At 50.5% G+C, this 21,264-nt stretch carries 17 protein-coding genes; 9 read left to right on the top strand and 8 right to left on the bottom strand.

Annotated elements, in window-relative coordinates; translation table 11 throughout:
- Positions 1–210 precede the first annotated feature (210 nt).
- The 3 genes from glpX to DPQ22_RS06915 all read left to right on the top strand — a co-directional run bounded on the left by glpX (position 211) and on the right by DPQ22_RS06915 (position 5,084).
- Complete coding sequence (glpX, locus tag DPQ22_RS06925) at positions 211–1,215, top strand: class II fructose-bisphosphatase (protein ID WP_150214470.1); 1,005 nt, start codon at positions 211–213, stop codon at positions 1,213–1,215.
- Positions 1,193–3,130 carry a single-stranded-DNA-specific exonuclease RecJ gene (recJ, locus tag DPQ22_RS06920; RefSeq protein ID WP_320411424.1) on the top strand — a complete coding sequence of 646 codons (1,938 nt, stop codon included), beginning with the start codon at positions 1,193–1,195 and terminating at the stop codon, positions 3,128–3,130. Before glpX ends, recJ begins: the two co-directional genes overlap by 23 nt.
- A 154-nt stretch (positions 3,131–3,284) precedes the next feature.
- Positions 3,285–5,084, top strand: coding sequence for a DUF4209 domain-containing protein (locus DPQ22_RS06915; protein WP_190323177.1), 1,800 nt, complete (start codon positions 3,285–3,287; stop codon positions 5,082–5,084).
- On the opposite strand, the gene parE is transcribed toward DPQ22_RS06915, so the two are convergent.
- Together parE and lipB are read right to left on the bottom strand one after the other, a co-directional pair.
- Positions 5,081–7,096, bottom strand: coding sequence for a DNA topoisomerase IV subunit B (parE, locus tag DPQ22_RS06910; RefSeq protein ID WP_425305158.1), 2,016 nt, complete (start codon positions 7,094–7,096; stop codon positions 5,081–5,083). The two genes, DPQ22_RS06915 and parE, sit on opposite strands and share 4 nt — an antisense overlap.
- 205 nt (positions 7,097–7,301) lie before the next feature.
- Positions 7,302–7,988 carry a lipoyl(octanoyl) transferase LipB gene (gene lipB / locus DPQ22_RS06905; RefSeq protein ID WP_246681538.1) on the bottom strand — a complete coding sequence of 229 codons (687 nt, stop codon included), beginning with the start codon at positions 7,986–7,988 and terminating at the stop codon, positions 7,302–7,304.
- Between the two features lie 293 nt (positions 7,989–8,281).
- On the opposite strand from lipB, the gene gmk reads away from it, so the two are divergent.
- Positions 8,282–8,908 (top strand): guanylate kinase, encoded by a 627-nt coding sequence (gmk, locus tag DPQ22_RS06900; RefSeq protein WP_150214462.1) that lies wholly within the window; start codon positions 8,282–8,284, stop codon positions 8,906–8,908.
- A 14-nt stretch (positions 8,909–8,922) separates the two neighbouring features.
- Here gmk and rsmA read toward each other — a convergent pair whose 3' ends face one another.
- The 5 genes from rsmA to lptF all read right to left on the bottom strand — a co-directional run bounded on the left by rsmA (position 8,923) and on the right by lptF (position 15,801).
- Entirely contained in the window at positions 8,923–9,798 is an 876-nt protein-coding gene (gene rsmA / locus DPQ22_RS06895; RefSeq protein WP_150214459.1) for a 16S rRNA (adenine(1518)-N(6)/adenine(1519)-N(6))-dimethyltransferase RsmA, read from the bottom strand.
- A gap of 93 nt (positions 9,799–9,891) precedes the next feature.
- Positions 9,892–10,836 carry a SurA N-terminal domain-containing protein gene (locus tag DPQ22_RS06890; protein WP_150214457.1) on the bottom strand — a complete coding sequence of 315 codons (945 nt, stop codon included), beginning with the start codon at positions 10,834–10,836 and terminating at the stop codon, positions 9,892–9,894.
- 253 nt (positions 10,837–11,089) lie between these two features.
- Positions 11,090–13,504 carry an LPS-assembly protein LptD gene (locus tag DPQ22_RS06885; protein WP_246681524.1) on the bottom strand — a complete coding sequence of 805 codons (2,415 nt, stop codon included), beginning with the start codon at positions 13,502–13,504 and terminating at the stop codon, positions 11,090–11,092.
- A complete protein-coding gene (gene lptG / locus DPQ22_RS06880) occupies positions 13,505–14,608 on the bottom strand; it encodes an LPS export ABC transporter permease LptG (protein WP_150214455.1) in 1,104 nt (367 codons plus the stop codon).
- Complete coding sequence (lptF, locus tag DPQ22_RS06875; RefSeq protein ID WP_150214452.1) at positions 14,608–15,801, bottom strand: LPS export ABC transporter permease LptF; 1,194 nt, start codon at positions 15,799–15,801, stop codon at positions 14,608–14,610. Before lptF ends, lptG begins: the two co-directional genes overlap by 1 nt.
- Positions 15,802–16,186: 385 nt before the next feature.
- Here lptF and DPQ22_RS06870 point away from each other — a divergent pair, with 385 nt between their 5' ends.
- The 4 genes from DPQ22_RS06870 to DPQ22_RS06860 all read left to right on the top strand — a co-directional run bounded on the left by DPQ22_RS06870 (position 16,187) and on the right by DPQ22_RS06860 (position 18,730).
- Entirely contained in the window at positions 16,187–17,710 is a 1,524-nt protein-coding gene (locus DPQ22_RS06870) for a leucyl aminopeptidase (RefSeq protein WP_150214449.1), read from the top strand.
- A 98-nt stretch (positions 17,711–17,808) separates the two neighbouring features.
- Positions 17,809–18,276 carry a DNA polymerase III subunit chi gene (locus DPQ22_RS06865; RefSeq protein WP_150214823.1) on the top strand — a complete coding sequence of 156 codons (468 nt, stop codon included), beginning with the start codon at positions 17,809–17,811 and terminating at the stop codon, positions 18,274–18,276.
- A 3-nt stretch (positions 18,277–18,279) separates the two neighbouring features.
- Positions 18,280–18,450 (top strand): hypothetical protein, encoded by a 171-nt coding sequence (locus tag DPQ22_RS08935; protein ID WP_190323176.1) that lies wholly within the window; start codon positions 18,280–18,282, stop codon positions 18,448–18,450.
- Between the two features lie 13 nt (positions 18,451–18,463).
- Positions 18,464–18,730: a hypothetical protein gene (locus DPQ22_RS06860; RefSeq protein WP_150214447.1), complete on the top strand. Its 267-nt coding sequence runs from the start codon at positions 18,464–18,466 to the stop codon at positions 18,728–18,730.
- On the opposite strand, the gene DPQ22_RS06855 is transcribed toward DPQ22_RS06860, so the two are convergent.
- Complete coding sequence (locus DPQ22_RS06855; protein WP_150214445.1) at positions 18,719–20,647, bottom strand: ABC-F family ATP-binding cassette domain-containing protein; 1,929 nt, start codon at positions 20,645–20,647, stop codon at positions 18,719–18,721. The two genes, DPQ22_RS06860 and DPQ22_RS06855, sit on opposite strands and share 12 nt — an antisense overlap.
- A 178-nt stretch (positions 20,648–20,825) precedes the next feature.
- On the opposite strand from DPQ22_RS06855, the gene ndk reads away from it, so the two are divergent.
- Positions 20,826–21,248, top strand: coding sequence for a nucleoside-diphosphate kinase (ndk, locus tag DPQ22_RS06850; RefSeq protein ID WP_150214442.1), 423 nt, complete (start codon positions 20,826–20,828; stop codon positions 21,246–21,248).
- Positions 21,249–21,264 lie beyond the last annotated feature (16 nt).

Genomic DNA, 21,264 nt, shown 5'->3' with positions numbered 1-21,264 from the left:
GCCTTTTTGCTGCCAATATCGGGCTTTCCGCTATATAGGCGCCGGGGCCAAAGCCCGGCTTTTACGGCGCAGCCCAAGGGCAGATTTTGCCGGAACAAGCCTTTATTCCTGTAAACTCTGCCTTGAGCCGTTATTTTGGGTTTCTTATAGCCGTCAAATAGTCTATGCAGAGGGCAGCGGGCTATTATCACATATCGGAACCTGGAAATAATGAAAAAATCTTCGGCAGATTTGCACGGCAGCGACACTAAAACAAGTTCTATTGACCGTATTTTGACCCTTGAGCTGGCGCGGGTAACCGAGCGCGCAGCAGTAGCTGCCGCCCGTCTGCGCGGGCAGGGCGATGAAAAACAGGCCGATCAGGCAGCGGTAGATGCCATGCGCCAGGAGCTCAATCGCCTGGCTATTGACGGCCGTGTCGTCATTGGCGAGGGGGAGCGCGATGAGGCGCCCATGCTCTATATTGGCGAAAAAGTGGGAACAAAAGCCGGCCCCGCTATTGATATTGCGCTGGATCCGCTGGAATGCACGACTTTATGTGCCAAAAATCAGGCCAATTCTCTTTCCGTCATTGCTATTGCTGAAAGAGGAAATCTGCTTTATGCGCCTGATGTTTATATGGAAAAAATTGCCGCAAGTCCGGCTTACAGTGCTCATATTCACCTTGATGCCTCCCCTGCCGATAATGTACGCGCTGTGGCCAGAGCCAAGGGGGTTGAGCCGCATGAAATTACTGTTTGTATTACCGACAGGCCGCGCCATGCTGCAATGGTGGCGGAAATCCGCGCTTTGGGTGCGGCGATTAAATTTATTACTGATGGTGATGTGGCTGCCGTTATCCAGACCCAAAATCCGGAAAAATACGGTATTGATTTATATATGAGCATTGGCGGCGCGCCGGAAGGCGTGCTGGCCGCGGCGGCTCTGCGTTGTATTGGCGGTTTTTTACAAGGGCGGCTGATTCTTGACACTAAGGAAAAGCGCGCGCGGGCGCGCGCAATGGGGGTGCGGGATCCGCAGTGTATTTATGAGGCGGCAGATATGGCCAAAGGTGATGTGCTGTTTGCCGCCAGCGGTGTGACCAATGGCGATTTGCTTTCCGGCGTAAAATTTGCTGAATCCTATATTGAGACAGAGAGCCTGGTTATGCGCTCCAGCAGCCGCACTGTGCGTGGAATTAAAGCGCGCCATTATGATATGGCCAAATTTGCCTGAACCAGCCTTTGCGGTGGCAAATGGGCAGTTGATTGGGATTTGGGGGTTAAAGCGCAATTTTATGGGGCAAAGCGGGTTTGATTATCTTGGCATTGCGCGCTCGGCCGGCGGTAAAAGCTGGCGTCAGCAGTTAAATGAGCATGGCGAAAATGCCGCTTTGCATATAGAGCAAAAATATAATGTGCCGGCGGCGCTGGCGCTGGTTTTGGCAGCGCGGGGGATAGAGGCGGGCAATGTGCCGGCTTTTCTTAACCCTTCTTTGCGCGCACTCATGCCAGAGCCATATAAGTTGCAAGATATGGAAAAAGCGGCCAAACGCTTGTGCCGGGCCTGCCTCAGCCATGAAAAAATTGCCGTTTTTGCCGATTATGATGTCGACGGCGCCTGTTCTGCTGCGCTTTTGCTGCGGTTTCTGGCGGCTGTTGGGGTAGATTGCCGCCTTTATGTTCCCGATCGTTTGACCGAAGGCTATGGGCCGAATGAAAAAGCGTTGCGCCTGTTGGCGGCAGAAGGCGTGAGCCTGATTATTACGGTGGATTGCGGCGCCAATAGCAGCGCCGTTTTCAAAGCCGCGCAATTAGCGGAGGTAGATATTCTGGTGCTGGATCACCACCGGCCGGCACAGCCGCAAAACGGCCTGAACAAGGCCGGCGGGGAGAGGGCAGGGCAGCAGATTATTGCCGATTTTATTCATGTTAACCCTAACCGCCCTGATGATGAGAGCGGCCTTGGCACTTTATGCGCGGCCGGTGTGGTCTTTATGTGTCTGACGGCCACGGCGCGGCTGTTGCGCGCCCAAAATATACAGACTATCCCGGATTTATTGGGGCTGCTGGATCTGGTTGCTCTGGCAACAATTTGCGATATTGTGCCGCTTTATGGGCTTAACCGCGCTTTTGTCACCAAAGGTCTGCTTATTGCCCGGCAGCAGCGCAATATTGGTCTACAGGCGCTGGCGCAGGCGGCGCGCATCAAGGCGCCGCTGAACAGCTATCATTTCGGCTATATATTGGGGCCGCGCATCAATGCCGGCGGCCGGGTTGGCGATGCTGCTCTGGGGGCCAGATTGCTTAGCTGCGATAAAGCGGAGGAGGCAGATCATATAGCAGCGCAGTTAGATAGCCTTAATTATGGGCGGCAGGCGCTGGAGGCAGAACAGCTACGCCAGGCAATGGAACAAATAGAGACGGCAGCGGCGTCAGAGCAAAGTGAGGCGGCAAAAATGGTTTTTGCCTGCGGCAACTGGCATATTGGCATAATCGGCCTGCTGGCTGCCCGGCTGAAAGAGCGCTTTGGCCTGCCTGCTTTTATTATGACAAAGCAGGCAACAGGGCGGGTGACCGGCTCAGCCCGGGCAAGCGGCGCTTTTGATCTTGGGGCTTTAATAGCGCAGGCTGTAGCTGCAAATATGCTGGAGAAAGGCGGCGGCCACCGGCAGGCGGCGGGGTTTTCACTTGCCGCCGATAGGTTGGAAGATTTTCGCCGCTTTCTGGCGGCGAATTTGGCAGCCGTAAATTCGGCGCAAGAGACAAGCGCGCATGAAGAAGCGCATATTTTGAAGCTGGACGGCAGCCTGAGCGCCGGCGGCGCTACTGTTGAACTGATTGAAGAACTGGCAAAAGCCGGCCCTTATGGTGCCGGCTGGCCGCAGCCTTTATTTGCCTTTCCCAATCACAATCTTGCCTATGTGCAGGCTGTCGGCAAAGACGGGGCGCATTTGCGGGTGATTTTGGCTGACGGGCATGGCGGGCGGCTTAATGCTGTGGCTTTCCGCGCCGGGCAAACAGAATTAGGGCAGTTTTTGCTAAGCCATGCGGGTCAACAGGCCCATATTGCCGGCACATTAAGCCTGAATTACTGGAACGGCCAAACCACCCCGCAATTACATATTATAGACGCGGCGGCAGCGGAATAAATTTATAGGTAAAATTTTTATTATGTTCTATAATGGGGCGTATAATGTTCTTTTATAGAGATGCGCTGTGCTTGAGTTTTTAATGAAATATTATTTATCTTCCGTTTCTCATATAAATTTTTTGCCAAAACATGAAATTGTGAGGAGATTCATAATGAGCCGCCCGCCGGTAGATACAGCTATGACGCAAGCAGATTTTGAAAATTGCGGTTACCGGCAGGTAATGGAAACGGCCTTGCCTGATTATGGCTCTATGCGGGGAGTTCTTTGCCGCGCAGCGGAGAATAAATTTTTGGAGCATAAAGCGGGGGAGAGCGCTGTTTTATATTTATTTGCCGATTTATGCGGCATGCTGTTTCAGCCGGATTCCTTTAATGAGCCGTTTCGTCCTTATGCAATCTGGGGAAATCGGTGCTCCACGCTTCCTGATGATCTATCGGCTGAGCAGCTTGCCTTTATTGAAAGCATTTATAACCGGGTTGGAAATAATTTGCTCCGCGCTCGCCTGGCAGAAATTGTTTATTTGAAAAACAGGAAAAAATTCGCAGCGGCGCTGGCGGTGATTAAGGCTTACAGCGCTGTGGAATTAACTATAAGGAAACGCCGTCACGAAACTCTAAAATGTTGGGAAAGAGGCATTTTCCTTGCTCAAATGCTAAAAGATAAAGGCCAAGAGCCTTTGGCAAAATTAGAGGAAAAAGTAACGGCAGCGCTTTTTTCTGAACAGGCACAAAATGATGAAACATATCCTGTAGTGCAACTGGCCAATATTTTGCACAAAAGAAATTTATGGCTTAATAAAGCTGTTGAGATTGCAAAACTGCTGGAAGCAAAGGCGCGAAAATTTGAGGAAAAAGGAACTTCCGGCATAGAAGCCGGCGCTTATTATGATGCGGCACACCAATGGTATCATAAGGCCAAAATGCCAGATGAAGAACACAGAATTATTGCGTTAAAAGCGGCGGCCATAGAGCGCTATGCGAATACCCGTAAAACGGGCAAGCAGCATAATTTAGCTTCCCGGCATTTTTTGGAGCAGGCAATTCAGGAATACAGGAAACTGTCTGCCAACTATCGCGAGACTCATGGTATAGGCAGCAAACTGCACGACTTACAGGTGGAACTGGACAAAGCTAATAAAGAATCCCTTGCTTCTATGGAGTCTTTTACGCTTCCGCCGATCGATATATCGCCTCTGCAAAAAACAGCAGAAAATCATGTTGCGGGGAAAACACGTGATGAAGCGCTTCTACATTTTTGCAATATGCTTCCTGGAACAGATTTTCAAAAATTAGAAGAACAGGAAAAACAGTGTACAGGAGAAAATATATTATCCGCTATTGCTCGGCAGGTTACAATAAACCGTAATGACGGGCGCGTTACGGCTCGCGGTAGTTCTGGAGTTGCGCAATTATACAATACCGGAATAAACCTTAATATTCAGGCTGGTATTCTGCCTGCTTTATTTGTTCTGCGTTTGGAGCATAGAATACGGGAGCAGGATTTTTATGAATTTATCCATAATAACCCGCTTATCCCGCCCGACAAAGAAATATTGGCGGCAAAAGCCCTTTACGCCGGCTATGAAGGAGATTTTATAGCCGCTCTTTATATGCTGGCACCCTTGATGGAAGCTATTGTGCGTTTTCATTTAAAAGAGCATAAAGTGCCGACAACGTATTTAGATGCGCAGGGGATAGAACAGGAAAAAGGCTTAAGCACACTCATTACCGAGCCAAAATGCAAAGAAATTTTCGGCGAGAATATAACAGAAGAAATTCGTCTGTTATTTTGTGACCCTATGGGTGCAAATCTGCGCAATAATGTTGCGCATGGGCTTGTAAGTGACGGGGAGGGTGATGGCGATTATTCTGTTTATGCCTGGTATCTGCTGTTTAAAAGAGTCTTTAATACATATTATAATATGAGCAAAGGAGCGGAAGAGGCGGTTTAAATATCCAGATCTTTGGCAAAGGCGGCATTATCCTGAATAAAGCGGAAGCGGGCTTCCGCCTTCGTGCCCATTAAATCGCCGACCGCTTCCTCAGTTGCCGCGCTTTCTGCTTCAATCACCTGCACTTGCAGCAGGGTTCTTTTATCCGGCTGCATAGTGGTTTCCTTAAGCTGTTCGGCCCGCATTTCACCCAGGCCTTTAAAACGGCCAATCTCTATTTTGCCGCGGCCGCCAAATTCTGTCCGCAGCAGCTCATCTTTATGGCTGTCATCACGGGCATAGGCAATTTTGCCGCCCTGGGCAAGGCGATAAAGCGGCGGCACCGCCAGATATAAATGGCCATTGCCGATAAGCGCCGGCATTTCCTGATAAAAAAAGGTCATGAGCAGTGAGGCAATATGAGCGCCATCGACATCGGCATCGGTCATGATAATAATTCTTTCATAGCGCAAATCCCCTTCATTATAGGATTTTCCGGTGCCGCAGCCCAGCGCCTGAATAATATCGGCCAGTTGCTGATTGGCGGTAAATTTGTCGCGCCCGGCGCTGGCAACATTTAAAATTTTGCCGCGCAAGGGTAAAATCGCCTGATTGGCGCGGTTGCGCGCCTGTTTGGCCGAGCCGCCGGCGGAATCTCCCTCAACAATAAAAATTTCCGCCCCTTGCGCGGAATTTTGGCTGCAATCGGCCAATTTGCCGGGCAGGCGCAGCTTGCGCACCGCGGTCTTCCGGCTGATTTCGCGCTCCTGCCGGCGGCGCAGCCGTTCTTCCGCCCGCTCTATCACCCAGGCCAGCAGCCTGTCAGCCTCTTGCGGGCTGGCCGCCAGCCAATGATCAAACGGGTCGCGTATGGCGGTTTCAACAATGCGCTGGGCTTCAATCGTGGCCAGCCGGTCTTTGGTCTGGCCGACAAATTCCGGCTCACGAATAAAGACAGAAAGCATGGCCACGCAGGAGGTCATAACATCATCGGCCATAATAATGCCGGCGCGCTTATTGCCGGCCAGCTCGGCATAGGCTTTCAGGCCGCGGCTTAAAGCCTGACGCAGGCCGGCCTCATGGGTGCCGCCTTCCTGTGTGGGGATTGTGTTGCAATAAGAGCGAATAGCGGCCTCACCGCCATGCCATGCGACCGCCCATTCTACCGTTCCATGGCCGCTCTGCCCCTCTGTCCTGCCGGAAAATATATCAGCAGTAATGCGGCTTTTGGCCGGGTAACTGCTTTCCATAAAATCGCGCAGCCCGCCGGGAAAATGAAAAACCGCTTTTTCAGGGATAGCGGCGCTGTCGGCCCGGCCTTGCAGGCAGGCCGGGTCACATTGCCAGCGAATTTCTACCCCGCCAAATAAATAGGCCTTGGCCCGCGCCATATTATAAAGCCGCGCCGGGCTAAAGGCGGCTTTGGCGCCAAAAATTTGCGGATCGGGGTGAAAACGCACTTTGGTGCCGCGGCGATTATGAACCTCGCCCAGTTGCTGTAGCGGTGTTTGTGCTATACCGCGGGCAAAAACCTGACGATAAAGGCGGCGCGCCCGCGCCACTTCCACCTCCAGCACATCGGATAAAGCATTGACAACGGAAACGCCGACACCATGCAAACCGCCGGAAGTTTCATAGGCCTTGCCGTCAAATTTGCCGCCGGCATGCAACTGGGTCATAATCACTTCCAGCGTTGATTTACCCGGCATTTGCGGGTGATTATCAACCGGAATGCCGCGGCCATTATCATTGACGGTCACAAAACCTGCTGCGTCCAGATAAACTTCAATAAAATCGGCATAGCCGGCAACAGCTTCGTCCATGGCATTATCAATCACCTCGGCAAAAAGGTGATGCAGCGCCTGGGCATCAGTGCCGCCAATATACATACCGGGGCGCAGGCGCACCGGCTCCAGCCCCTGTAAAATACGGATAGAGGAGGAATCATAAGCTTCTTCTGCCTGTATTTGCCGGTTTTGCATTTGTTTATTATTCGGCAATTTTCTGTTATCTGCCGGCATTTGTCCTTCCATTTTGCTGCCGGCCGCTGCCGGCTTTTCAGGCTGCGTCTGGCAGGGTGCCAGGGCAAAAAGATCCATATCACGCATAATATATAAGGCAGTCCAAAAAAAATTATAGAACGGGCCGATAAACAGCCTGCCGCCAGACGAAACCCTATGCCCCGTTTTGTAATTTCTTTCAACAGGTTAAAGCGGTTTTCAACCGGTTTGGCTCTGTTTATTTCCTGTTATTTGCAACTTTGCCGAAAATCTTCCGGAAATTATCCTGCAAAACCTTATCCCATTCGGCAAAGCTGATAATTTTGCCAAGTTGCGCCATACTGGTTACCCCATATTCGGCCAGGCCGCAGGGCACAATACCGCTATAATGCTCCAGATCGGGAGCAATATTAACCGCCATGCCGTGGAAACTCACCCATTTGCGCAGACGCAGGCCGATAGCGGCAATTTTGGCCTCACTATGCGGCGGCAAAGCGGCAGTGCTTTGGCTATCGACCCAAAGGCCGACACGATTTTGCCGCCGCATAGCCTTTATGCCGAATTCCGCCAGGCTGTTTATGCCCCATTTTTCTATAGCGGTGACCAAAGCGCGTATATCCTGTTTACGGCGCTTGAGATCCAGCATAATATAAATCACCCGCTGCCCCGGGCCGTGATAGGTAAACCGGCCGCCGCGGCCGGTTGTGTAAACCGGAAAACGGCCGGGCGTCAGCAAATCACCGGCCTGCGCGCTTGTGCCGGCCGTATAAAGGGCAGGGTGTTCCACCAGCCAGATCAATTCATCAGCCGTGCCGGCGGCAATATGTTCCACCCTTTCTTCCATAAAAGCCAAGGTCTCAGGATAAGGAGTCAAACCCTGTTCTACCCGCCATTCCACTGCGGGGGAAGCCGAATCCTGCGGCATAAAGCGGCAGATCGGCTCTACGGCCGGCACTGCCACGCCGGTGCCGGCTCTTTTGGCGGCTGCTAAATCTGTGTGAGAAGTTTTATCTACGGGGGCCATAGCGCTGTTTATAGTGATTTCCACCGCTTTTTTAGCGGAAAAGGCGACTAAAAGCAAAAGATAAGATAAAATTTTGCCGGCGGGCTTTACATAAAACCGGCAATTTGAAAAATAAGGCCGCAAATCCCAGCTGCAATCCTGTGACCGGGCGGGTCAATGAGGCCGCCGATTTTGCCTTATAGAGAGAAAGTTTTATGCAACATTATGGTATGATTCTGGTATTATCTTCCCCCTCCGGGGCGGGGAAATCTACCTTGGGCCGTATGTTGCGCGCCGATAAAGCCATGAATCTCGGCCTGTCCGTCAGTGTTACAACGCGACCAAAGCGGCCAAGCGAGCGCGAGGGGGCTGATTATTATTTTGTCAGCAAAGATGAATTTAAACATATGGTTGCGGCCAATGCTTTTGTCGAATGGGCAGAGGTGCATGGCGCCTATTACGGCACATTGCAAAAAACTATTGACAAGGTTTTGCGCGATGGCCGCGATATTGTTTTTGATATTGATTATCAGGGCGCCGGGCAAATACGCAAAAAGCGGCCGCATGATGTGGTTTCTGTCTTTATTTTGCCGCCTTCCATGCCGGAATTGCAGCGGCGGCTGCTGGGGCGGGCAGAAAACAGCGCCGCCGATATAGAGCTGCGTTTGCACAATGCGGTTAAGGAAATGCGCAAATGGAAAAGCTATGATTATATTCTGATCAATGATGATGTGCAGCAATCTTTGCTGTCGTTAAAAGCGATTATCAGCGCTGAAAGATTAAAACGCCATCGTTTGCCGGCAATGAAGGATTTTGTTGATTCGCTTATTGCCAAAGCCTGAAATATTGCCGCGGCCTATAAGCGACCCAGCGCATTGGCCAAAATTACAAATTGCTCTATTGTCAGTTTTTCGGCCCTTTGGGTTGGGTCAATACCGGCTTTATGCAGAAAATCGCCGGGAGGCATGCCCTTTAAATCCAACTGTTTCAGGCTTTGGCGCAGCATTTTGCGTCTTTGACCAAAAGCCGCCTTGGTCACCCGGCTCAAATTTTGCGCCGCACAGGGCAGGGGTTTTTCCCTTGGCACAATATGCACCACGGCAGAATGCACTTTGGGCGGCGGGGTAAAAGCTTGCGGCGGCAAACTCATCACTATTTCAGCCAGGCCACGCCAGCCGCATAATATACTCAGGCGACCATAGGCTTTGTCACCCGGGCCGGCAGTGATGCGCGCTGCCACTTCCTGTTGAAACATAAGCGTCAGCGATTGATAAAAGGGCGGCCACGGCTCAGCCAATAGCCAGTTTAACAGCAATTCTGTGCCAATATTATAGGGCAAATTGGCAATAATTTTCGGCTTTGCCTTGATCTTTTGCTCAAACGGGCTTTGCCCTGCCAGGGCAGCGAAATCATAATGCAGCGCGTCAGCATAAATACAGTGTAACCGGCCGGGATAATGCCGCCCTATTTCTTCCAGCGCCGGGCGGCAGCGTTCATCGCGCTCAATGGCAGTGACATAAGCCCCTTGTGCCAGTAAAGCGCGCGTCAGGCCGCCGGGGCCGGGGCCAATTTCAATTACCGGGCAATCGGCCAGCGGCAGCGCCTGCCGGGCAATTTTGGCGGTCAGGTTCAAATCCAGCAGAAAATTTTGCCCCAGTGCTTTTTTAGCCGCCAGACCGTAATTTTCAATCACCTGACGCAAAGGAGGCAAACTGTCAAAAGCTGCTGGCACTTTTGTCTCCTGCCGCACGGCGTGCACAAAGTTTAAAGCCGGCAAAGGCAAAAACTGCCTCTGCCTTAAAGAAATATTCGATAAGTCAAAAAATCAGGGTTTTTGGATAGTAGCGGCTGCCCGCAATTCCTGCATATATTTTTTCTCCAGAGCAGCGCCTCTTTCTGCGCTTTTGCTGCTGTCCTGCATGGAATAGACAAGTTGCGCCACGCGGTCATCTGTGGCTTTTTGCATTGAGCAGACAACCAGAAATTCTACTCCGCGCTGAGTGGCCTGCGCCGGGGTGGCTTTACCTGTAGCGGTTGCCCGCACTGCTCTTTCCCATTCGGCCGGGATTTGCGGCTCCAGAAAACGGCCCAGAGTGCGCACAGTAGTGTCCATTGAGCCTTTGGTAATAGTATGAAGATTATCGCAGCCATTCACTTTGCTGCGCAAAGCATTGGCTTCGCTCATACGCCGGCCGAGAATGGCCCCCCGCCGGTTGGCCGGCACAACCAGAATAACCTGTTGTAACAAATATTCATTCAGGCTGGGTTTTTTGCCGCCGTTTTTCAACATACGCTGGACAGCGTCCCGCGGTGAAACAGCAGATTCTGCCTGGAAGCGGGCGCTGACAAGGCGCCCCCAGCCCATTTGGTCGCGTATATAGGCTTTGAAATGCGCCGGTGTTACTCCGGACTGGTTCATAATCTGGTTTAACTGATCTACACTAATATTATTACTGGCGGCAAAGCCGGCATAAGCTTTGTCAATATCGGCTTGCGATACTGTAATATTATGCTTGCGGATTTCCTGACGGCGTAGAACTTCATCTGTCAAATCCTGCCGGGCAATTTGTTCCAGATTACCGCTGCGATGCTGCAGGCGTAAAAAAGCAACGCGCTCAGTAATATCGCTGCCGGTAATGGCATTGCCATTGACCAGCAGCGCAATGCCGTTGCCTTTCGGTGCGGCAAAAGCGGGAGGGGCGGCAATAGAAGCCGCAAAAACACTAAAGGACAAAATTGCCGCCAAGGCGTATTTTTTGGTGTTTTTCATCTGATTATTCCAGACCGATCTGAACCTGTTAAGGTTTTGGCAGAATAAAATAATTGCAAAACATAGGCTGATTTGCCTCTTTTATGGAAAAATAAAAAAAATGCAAGAGCCTGGACTAATTCCTTCTTCTAGAGAGGCCCGTTCTTAACTCAGCCCACTATCGCAGCCAAATCCTGCCTGGCCGGCAATAACCGGGAAATGGCTGTCAATAAATTACGCCGCCCGACAGAATAAAGAACACAAAAGGCCGGAATTACCTCCAGACAGTTTTACCGTTGCCAATATCACCAAGAGTGCGGAAAGAGAGCAGGAAATGCCATTTGTTTGAAATTGCGCTCTTGCCCGGATTACGCGTTTGCGCATAGCCGAACATCATGCCAAAACATTCATTTTGATAGCCCAGCCCGCCGCCGGCGCGCACCCATGTATCAGAAACAATATCATAAGTGGTCTGGCCGTTAACGCTCCAATTCTCAGTTAATTTATAAGTGCCGGTGACACTGGTTTCTTCCCTGTCTTTGGCATAGCCGTAATCCGGCTGCTTTTGAATATAGGCATAGCGCACGCCCAGCGTTAAAGGCTGCCATTGCTTCTGCGCCTCTACCTCGCCGCGGCGGGTGGTAAAATCATCACGGTCAAAACGGCCGCGCGCCGCCACAAACAGACCATTGCCGTCATTAACGCCCAACATGCCGACATAATCGGAACGCGCATGCTCAAGCCCTGAATCGGCGGTTACTCCGGTTAAATCATGGGAAGCAAAGGAATTGCGCCCTCCTAATTGGTAAGACTGCCCGGCCAGGCTGTAAACAGACCAGCCATTGGCAATATCACCGGAATAGCGGACGCCAAGATTGGCGCGCGTGCCGCCCTCAACCCTGTCATAGCCCGAAAATTTATCGCGCGAGAACAAAGTGGTGGCATCAAAGACAAAGCTTTGCGCATCTTCATTAACCAGACGGCCGGTATATTGCTCATGATTGCGGACAAAAATTTGCGCGACCGGCTCAATAATATGGCTGGTATTTGCGGTTGCCATCAGGAAGGGATAGCGCATTTCCAGCCCGGCTGTCGCCAAACCGCGGAAAGTGTCATCACGCAGATTAACATCTTGATAATGATGGTTTTGATCAATAGTAATGCCGTCACCGCGCAAAGCCATAATCGGCGAGAAAACAAAACCGTAATCGCTGATAAAGCTGCGTTTCCACTCCAGCTCACCGGTGAGGCGGGCACTGGTGCCGCTCATGCCGACCAGCCGCGCATTTTTAATATTGTGATTGCCGGACCAGTCTGTCCGCCCATAATCGCTTTTATCGCGATAAATAGTCTGCAAATTGCTGTTAAACTGTAGTTCCCCGCCCAAAACAGAGGTTTGCGGTATATAATTATAATCTATGCGCGGCAAAACCCATGGCTGTTTGGAATAACGCTCATCAGGATTACGGCTGCCGTCACTTCTCCATTTGCGTATATCGTCCTGCACTTCAAAATGGTAAAAGCGCATGTCAAAATAATTGCGTTTATTGAGCCCCTGCAAATAAACCTGCGAGCGATGCAAACCGCTATCATAGCCGTCAAGATCATAAGTGCGGCTGAAATTATGGTCGGATTGTGCCAGAATATCCCAGCCGTAAGACCAGCGGGGGTTAATGATAAAATTACCCCTGGTTGCGCCCATATAGCGATTAGTCTGGCGGCTGTCGATAGTGTCCCGCTTGAAAGCATCGCGCTCTTCCTGACGAATATAGGCAAAGCGCATATCATAACTGCCGTTTTGCAGACGGTGCCGCCAGACACCTTCTGTCAGAAAACCTTGTTTGGTAAAGCCGGTTTCCGACAGAGTAAAATCATAATTAGGCGCCAGATTCCAGAAATAGGAAGCCGTTACCCCCAAACCGAGCTTGGTTTTATAGCTGATATTCGGGGTTAAAAAACCGCTTTTGCGCTTGACTGTCGAATCAGCCATCTCAAAAACGGGGAACCAGGCAACCGGCTTGCCGAAAATTTCAAACTGGCTATCTTCAAAACGCATGGTCTTGATAGCGCCGTTCCAGATAATTTTCTTGGCTTTAACCTGCCAGAAAACATTTTTTGCCGGTTTGGTATAACACGGCTCACAGGCCGTATAAATGCCATTGTTAAAAACCGTCATTTGCCCGGCGCTGCGTTCAGCGCTTTCGGCAGCAAAACGCGTATTATCAGGCGTCTCAGCGCGCAGGCCATTGACAAAACCTTCACCCAGATCATCAGTCAGGTCAATTTGCTCGGCATAAATTTTAATGCCGTGCGTATCTATAATTTCCACATTGCCATAGGCCATGACGCGTTTGGTCTGCTGATTATAGACAATACGCCGTGCCACAATTTTATTGCCGTCATATTCAATCTGCACATGCCCCTGAGCAGTAATGGAGCTGCCATCGCGATCATAAATAATCTCATCGGCCGAAAGCAGCATGGGCGCGCGCGAACCCGCTTCCTCTTTCAGCATTATCGGCTCTTTGTCTTTATTGCTGCCGGTATTACCACTCGCCAAAGCAAACATACCCTGCCCGTAAGCAGGGAGGGCACCCGGTAAAAAAGCAAACAAGGCGGTCAGCGCCGTGCCGCAGGCCAAAGCTCTGCGGCGCCCGGAACGCCCGGAATGTTTGTTTTCAAAACCCACTCAACCGTCCTCCCTGTGGAGCAAAAAGGAAATCCCGAAAAACAGGGCAACCAGCACCGGCGCCCAGGCAGCAATAACGGGAGGAACATAACCGGCATTGCCAAAGGCTTTAACCAGAACCGACACAACATAAAGGACAAAGCCGGCAATAATACCGCCTAAAATCAGCATGCCCGACTGGCCAAGCCGCACAAATCTCAGCGATACTGCGGCTGCGATTAAAGTCATAGTCACCAACAGCGCCGGCAAAGCCAGGACAGACTGTAAATACATATCAAATTCATTAGCCGAATAGCCGAATGAACGGGCAATTTTTATTTTGGCCGGCAATTCATAAAAAGGAACTGTTGCCGGATCACCCAGACGCTCTTCAATAAATTGCGGCTTTAATTGCGTCTTTATCCGCATTGCATTGACTGTGAGGGGGGCCCCCCCTGAACGGTATAACGCACCTTCACCTAATTGCCAATAGCCGTTTTCCAGTTTTGCCGTGCCGACATTGATCCAGTCACGAATCGTTCCGTCTTCATTAAAGCGGATAAAGGCGGCATCAATCAAGACATGCCCGTGATCTGTGACCATTTTTGCACCGATTGTTGTTATGCCTTCATCGGTTTTTTGCGTCAGCCACGGCACGCGATTGCCGTTAGCGCTTTGTTTGCCGGTTAAGGTGCCGCTATTACTGCGCCAGTCGGCAATAATAATTTGGGCTTTGGCGTTGCTCCAGGCGGCAACAGGATTGACAACAACAACAGCAAACAGGCCGAGTAAAAAGGCGCCGAAACAAACAGGCAGTAAAAACTGCCAGGCGGAAATGCCGATAGAGCGGGTAATGACCAGTTCCAGCCGGCGGTTGAGGGAAACGAGAGTGGCCATAGCGGCAAACAGGGCCACAAAGGGAAATAATTGCTGCATGATAAAAGGAATGCGCAGACAGGATAAAACAAGTGCACCAAGCGGGCTGTAGCCGGGCAGGCCGGCCAGCCGGCCGGCATTTTCAGTAAAATCCATCAGCAGTGACAGTGAAAAAATACCCAGCAGAAAATAACCGGTAATTTTCAGATAACGGCGGAAAAAATACCGTGCCAGAGTGGGGCCTATCATTATCGCCCCCCTTTATTTGCGGCAGTGCGGTGTTTGTGCCGCAAATCGGCCGTTTTATAGAAAAAATCCGCCCATTTCGGCGGCAGACGAAAAGAACGATTGGTCAGCAGCATGAAAAGCAATAAAAACGTAACGGCCAAAGGTAAAATATATAAAAGTGGAATATAGGCAATATCGGTTTCAGCTTTTCCGGCGAAAAAATAACTCAGCCAGTAAAAGGCAAAAGACAGGGAAATAGCGGTAAAAGAAGCAGAAATGCGCGCCTCACGATGCGAGCGGGCATCGCCGGCGGCAACCAGCGCCAGCAGAGCGAAAATAAGGGGGTAAAGCCATTCTGTCAGCCGCTTGTGCAATTCTGCCGTATATTGCAAAGGCCGCTTTTGATAATAAGAATCATCAGGATCGGGGTGGAAAAGATAGGTCAGGAATTGATCTTTGGGATAAATAGTAACATTTTTGCCGGCCGGAGCAAATTCGCTCAAATCAAAAGTATAAGAATCAAACCGGATAATAGAGACATCGCCTGTCTTATTATCTCGCCTTTCAATTTCACCGTTTTTCATAATCAGATAATTACCGGCGCGGCCATCACCTGTATTTTGCTTTTCGGTAATATAGGCGCTGACAGCGTAATAATAAAGATCCAGATTGGCATCTCTTTGATCAACAATAAACAGACGGCCAATGCTGCTATCGGCTTTTCTTTCACCGATTTCAAGATAAATTTTATCACTGAGCCGGCGAAAACTGCCTTCCTGCAAAAAAACATTAAGCAAATCGGCATGGGCATTAGCGGTCATATCACGCATAGTGAGCCGCGCATAAGGCGTAATAAAATTGGCTATGCCGAAAGAGAGCAGCGACAGCCCAAGCCCAAGCAGCAGCACCGGGCGCCAGACAACCCGGTGCGGGCTGCCGGCGGCATTGATAACCACCAGTTCTGAATCCTGATTCATGGCGGAAAGTGTCTGCGCCACGGCAATCACCAGCGCGAAAGGCATAACCAAAGGCAGGACGGCAGGGATAAACAGTGACGAAAATTTCAGAACCGTAAAAAAGGTTTGGCCGCTTGTTGTTAAAAAATTGATGCGCGCCAGTAATTGCACTGTCCAGGCCAGCACAATGGCAGCGCTGAAGGCGGCAATAAAAAATACGACAATGCGGCGCAGAATATAGGCTTCAATCAAATACATGGAGTCTCATATCCTTATTGCCTTTACCGCCGTAATAACAATCAGCCAAGGTTAAAGACCCAAACCGGCTGCATTTTGGTTAATTCCATATTCCCAATAAAAGGTAAACACCCCAGGCCGCTTTCAAGGAAAAATATAGAAATAACAGGAAAACCGGAACAAAATGAAACGCTTTTGACGAAAGACACATTTTTTTGACGACCTGAATCAAGGCGCTGCCCCGGCAATTTATTATAAAGGAATTCTGCCAGAAAGCAATTTTGAAAGGCCTGGCTTTAATAATAAAATTTTGCCTTTGCCTTACGGATTTATTCTGTTTATGACTGTGTTTGAGCCTTGACTATAAAGAACTATAAAATTCTTGCTCTTATCACAAGGAGGTGCCGTGTCTTTGCCTGTTTCTTTCAAGATTGCTTCTTTCTCTGCGCTACAGAGAGGCGTGCCCGCCAAAAGCACTCTTATTCTGCTGGGTGACAATCAGGGCAGGGTGGCGGAAGAAGCTTATAATCTTGCTGAAAAAAGCATAATTCACAGCCTTGCCGATAGTGACGCTTTTCGGCAAAAGCGTTTTGCCGTGCGCCAGACTTTTCTTTTCCCGTCTGGTGCGGCCGCTGCCGATAGGCCGCAATTTGCCCGTTTGGTTGTTATCAATGCGGGAGACAGCAGGAATTTCAGCAATGAGGATTGGCTAAGTCTGGGCGGCATATGCCGCAAGGTTGCCGGGATTTGCAACACAATTTTCATAGCAGCGGCTTTGCCGGATAAAATAGTAAGCGAACAGGCATTAACACAGCTTGTTTGCGGCTTTAGGCTGCGCAATTATCGCTTTGATAAATATAAGACAGCAGATAAAAGCGCGACAGAAGACGCTATGGCTGTTACTTTGGTCACAAAAAATAGCGGAACAGCGCTGCGTGCTGTAGAACATGCCAAAATTCTGGCGGATTCTGTTATATTGGCGCGCAATCTGGTTAATGAGCCTGCCAATATTCTGGGGACAGAGGAGTGTATTGCCCATATTCGGCGATTAACCGGGCTTGGTATTGAGGTGGAGATTCTGGATAAGCAGGCTATGGAGCGTGAAGGGCTGCGCGCTTTGCTGGCTGTGGCGCAAGGCGCGCAAAGACCGCCTTATCTTGCCGTTATGCGCTGGAATGGCGGTGCGCCGGCACAGGCGCCGCTTGCCCTTATTGGCAAAGGCGTAGTATTTGACTCCGGCGGCATTTCGCTGAAGGCGGCGCTCAAAATGGAAGATATGAAAGGAGATATGGCGGGGGCAGCGGCCGTTATCGGGGCTATGCACCTTTTGGCTGCACGCAAGGCAAAGGCCAATATTATCGGTCTTGTCGGCCTGGTGGAAAATATGCCCGATGGCAATGCCCAGCGCCCGGGCGATATTGTTACTTCTCTCTCCGGCCAGACGATTGAGATTGTCAATACAGATGCGGAGGGGCGTCTGGTTCTGGCCGATGTCTTATGGTTTGCCAAAGAAAGATTTAATCCTTGTTTGATGGTTGATTTTGCCAGTTTGACCATGGCTGTTATTATAGCCCTGGGCAATCAATATGCCGGGCTTTATGCCAATAATGCCGTTTTATCTGAAAAGCTGGCAGCGGCCGGCCGCCTGACAGGGGAGCTGCTCTGGCCGATGCCGCTTGATAGCGCCTATGATAAAAAACTGGCATCGCTTTTTGCCGATATGCGCAATAGCTGCGGCCGTGAAGCCGGCTCTGTTGCCGCCGCGCGCTTTTTGCAGCATTTTGTCGGTGATACGCCATGGGCGCATCTGGATATTACCGGCACGGCTTTCGGCACGGAGAAAAATGATTATAACCGCTCATGGGCAACAGGATTCGGCGTCCGTCTGATCAATCAGTTTATTGCTGATTTTTATGAAGAAACGGCCTGAAATAGAGGCAAAGGCGGTATATATTCAAGGCCGGTATTCAGGGCCAGGGCGCTGTAATGCGGCTTTATTCTGCGCTGATTTTTCCAAAGGCGGCAAAATTGAGTGAAATTCTTTTTTATCATTTGACACAATCACGTCTGGGGGAGACTCTGCCTGCTTTACTTGAGCGCTCCTTGCAGCGGCAATGGCGGGTGGCAGTTTTATGCAAAACGGCGGCCGGCTGCAAGGCGCTGGACAGCCTGTTATGGAGTTTTTCCGATGTGTCCTTTATTCCGCATGGCATGGAAAATGAGGCCTATGCGCAGCAGCAGCCGGTTTTGCTCGGCCTGCAGGATAAAAACAGCAATCAGGCGCATGTGTGCTTTTGCGTAGAAGGGGCAATAGCGCATAACCCGCAGGATTATGCTCGTTTATGTATTATGTTTGACGGTAATAATGCTGAAGAACTGGCTGCCGCCCGTGCCGCATGGAAAGAGCTGAAAGCCGCGCAGAAAAATGGTGAAACTCTGCATGAGCTGACATACTGGCAGCAGACACCGCAGCGAAAATGGGAAAAACAGGCTTGAATCATGCGTCTTGCGCCGATTATTCTTGCTCTCATTGCTGTTTGGGGTTTGCTTTATCCGCAAAGCCTGCTGGCGGCCGATAAAAGCGGCGGCCGCTGGCTGTTTTGCCTGATTTTGGCGCTGGCGATTTTTGCCTTTTGGCGCAGTTGCCGCCCCAATAAGCCGTCAGAATAAATAGAGCGGAATTATGCACTATATCGGGATTCATCTGCCGCTGATAATAGCGGCTGTTTTATCGGCCATGACAACAACCGGCCTGCTGGGGCGCACGCACAGCCTGTCGCTGCTCTTTGGCACAGGGCAGATAGCGGTAATAGCCGATAGTATTTTTTTCGTTTTCACTTTGCTTTACTGCCTGCTTTTATGGCAGGCGCGGCAGCATTTATCGCCGCGTTTTTTCTGCCTGTGCCTGTGGGGGATAATTATTATAAATTTATTAGTGCTACTGCTGTAAGCGGCGTGCTGCCGCCCCGCTTGCTGCCGGCTGATTTTGTTCGGCTTTATCCAGCTCTTCCTGCAAACTCAGCCATTCGGCTTCCTGCTGCTGCAGTTTTTGTGTCAAGGCTGCATGCAAGGCGGTTTTTTCTGCCAGCCTGTTATTGGGCTGCTGATAGAATTCAGGCCGTGCCAATTCATCATTCAAATGCTGCAAGGCCTGTTGCTGCCGATGCAGCAAATCCTCTATCCGGTTTATTTTTTTGCGCAGTAAAGCAGTTTGCTCCCGTTTTATGGCCCGGATTTGCGCTGAAGCTGTCTGCGGCGCTATTTGCCCGGCAGGCAGCTTTTTATCTTTATTTTTACGCCGGCTCTCGGCCAGAATATTGGCGGCATAATGAGCCATATCGCCGTCATAAGGGGTAATGCCGCCTTCTGCCGCTTGCCATAAACGGTCAATCCCGGCTTCAATCAAATAGCGATCATGGCTGATCACTATAATGGCACCGTCAAAATTATTTAATGCTTCTATCAATTCTTCACGGCTATCTATATCCAAATGATTGGTCGGCTCGTCCAGAATCAATAAATGCGGGGCATCATACACAGCCAGCCCCATAAGCAGCCTTGCTTTTTCCCCGCCGGAGAGATTTTTTGCTTTTGTTTGCATTTTTTCCGTCGACAGGCCGGTGCGTGCTATGCGCGCCCGCAATTTTGCCTCGGGCTCTTGCGGTAATAAGCGGCGAAAATGTTCTATCGCTGTCTCTTCCGGGTAAAGATCGTCCATCTGATGCTGGGCAAAAAAGGCAATTTTTAAATCAGGGGCAAAAACGGCTGTGCCTGTTTGCGGTTTTAACCGTCCGGCCAAAAATCTGGCAAAAGTGGATTTGCCATTGCCATTGGCTCCCAAAAGGGCAATGCGATCTTGCTTGTCAATGCGCAGATTCAAATTTTGCAAAACCGGTTTATCCGGCTGATAACCGAGGCTGATATTGGTCAAATGAATAATAGGAGAGGCTACGGCTTTGACTGCATGGGGAAAGCGGAAGGGTTCAACCTGTTCATCACGCCAAATAGTGACAAATTGCATTTTTTCCAGCATTTTCAGGCGCGATTGCGCCTGTTTCGCTTTGGTCGCCTTGGCGCGGAAACGGGTGACAAAAGCCTCCATATGCCGGCGTTTGGCCTCCTGTCCGGCCGCCTGTTTTTGCTGCAGTGCCATTTTTTCTACCCTTTGGCGGGCAAAAGAATCATAATTGCCTTGCCAGAAATGCAGTTTCTGCCTGTCCAAATGCAAAATAGCGTCAACAGATCGGTTGAGCAAATCGCGATCATGGCTGATAATAAGGGCAAGATGCGGATAGCGCTTAATATAATCTGTCAGCCATAAAACCCCTTCAATATCCAGATAATTGGTCGGTTCGTCCAGCAGCAGCAAATCCGGCTCGGCAAACAGCATGGCTGCCAAAGCCACACGCATGCGCCAGCCGCCTGAAAATTGCGCTGCCGATTGCTGCTGCGCTTCGGCATTAAAACCCAGCCCGTGGAGAATAGCGCCGGCGCGGGCAGGGGCGGCATAGGCATTTTTATCGGCCAGGTGCATATGAATCTCTGCCAGACGCATAGGATCCCGCACTGTTTCTGCTTCGGCCAGCAAGGCTGCGCGCTCTTTATCGGCCGCCAGCACAATATCAATCAGCCTGTCATTACTGCCCGGCACTTCCTGCGCTACCTGGCCGATACGAAGCCCTGCCGGCATGATAATAGTGCCGGTCTCCAGGGTCAAATCTCCCATAAGCGCGCGAAACAGGGTAGATTTGCCGGCGCCGTTACGGCCGACAAAGCCGATTTTGCCGTTTTCCGGCAAAGCAACTGAACTATGATCAAGTAACAGGCGCCCGGCCAGACGGATAGAAATATTATCTAAAATAAGCATGGCCGGATTTTAGGCGGAAAAAAGCAGAAATTGCAAGAGGCGGGGGCGCTAAAACAGCCGCCCGCCCTTGGCAAGCGTTTTTAATGCGCCTATAAGCTTTATTTAAATAAAGCGGCCTGATTGAATAGCTTGCTGCAAGCGGAAATCACGGCAAAATATTTGGCGATAAGAGGATATAATGGCTATAGAACGCAGTTTTTCCATGATCAAACCCGATGCCGTGCGGCGCAATATAACCGGAGCAATTACCACTATGCTGGAAGAAGCAGGTTTGCGAATTATTGCCTGCAAACGCGTCCATATGAGCAAAAGCCAGGCAGAAGAATTTTATGCCGTGCATAAAGAGCGGCCGTTTTTTGCCGAATTGACAGAATTTATGTCTTCCGGCCCGGTTATTGTGCAAATTCTGGAAGGGGAAAATGCCATTGCCCGTAATCGCGATATTATGGGAGCCACTAATCCTGCAGAGGCAAAAGCCGGCACAATCCGCAAAAAATTTGCTCTCTCCTTAGGCGAAAATTCTATTCACGGTTCAGATGCGGCCGCGACTGCCGCTCAGGAAATGGCTTACTGGTTTTCCGGATCAGAAATTACCGGCTGATTGGCCGGGCGGGGCG

It is taken from the genome of Candidatus Tokpelaia sp. (assembly GCF_008636115.1).
In the GTDB taxonomy this organism is placed as follows: domain Bacteria; phylum Pseudomonadota; class Alphaproteobacteria; order Rhizobiales; family Rhizobiaceae; genus QLZD01.
Note: the sequence above shows the minus strand (reverse complement) of the source record. Positions and strands in the feature narration are given on the sequence as shown.

Excerpts from the sequence above, each read along its gene's own strand:
- recJ (WP_320411424.1), top strand. The coding sequence starts at position 1,193 with ATGATATGGCCAAATTTGCCTGAACCAGCCTTTGCGGTGGCAAATGGG.
- DPQ22_RS06890 (WP_150214457.1), bottom strand. The coding sequence starts at position 10,836 with ATGAAAAACACCAAAAAATACGCCTTGGCGGCAATTTTGTCCTTTAGT.
- DPQ22_RS06855 (WP_150214445.1), bottom strand. The coding sequence starts at position 20,647 with ATGCTTATTTTAGATAATATTTCTATCCGTCTGGCCGGGCGCCTGTTA.
- glpX (WP_150214470.1), top strand. The coding sequence starts at position 211 with ATGAAAAAATCTTCGGCAGATTTGCACGGCAGCGACACTAAAACAAGT.
- lptG (WP_150214455.1), bottom strand. The coding sequence starts at position 14,608 with ATGATAGGCCCCACTCTGGCACGGTATTTTTTCCGCCGTTATCTGAAA.
- parE (WP_425305158.1), bottom strand. The coding sequence starts at position 7,096 with ATGGAAGGACAAATGCCGGCAGATAACAGAAAATTGCCGAATAATAAA.
- DPQ22_RS08935 (WP_190323176.1), top strand. The coding sequence starts at position 18,280 with ATGCGTCTTGCGCCGATTATTCTTGCTCTCATTGCTGTTTGGGGTTTG.
- DPQ22_RS06915 (WP_190323177.1), top strand. The coding sequence starts at position 3,285 with ATGAGCCGCCCGCCGGTAGATACAGCTATGACGCAAGCAGATTTTGAA.
- DPQ22_RS06860 (WP_150214447.1), top strand. The coding sequence starts at position 18,464 with ATGCACTATATCGGGATTCATCTGCCGCTGATAATAGCGGCTGTTTTA.
- lipB (WP_246681538.1), bottom strand. The coding sequence starts at position 7,988 with ATGCCGCAGGATTCGGCTTCCCCCGCAGTGGAATGGCGGGTAGAACAG.
- lptF (WP_150214452.1), bottom strand. The coding sequence starts at position 15,801 with ATGTATTTGATTGAAGCCTATATTCTGCGCCGCATTGTCGTATTTTTT.
- gmk (WP_150214462.1), top strand. The coding sequence starts at position 8,282 with ATGCAACATTATGGTATGATTCTGGTATTATCTTCCCCCTCCGGGGCG.
- ndk (WP_150214442.1), top strand. The coding sequence starts at position 20,826 with ATGGCTATAGAACGCAGTTTTTCCATGATCAAACCCGATGCCGTGCGG.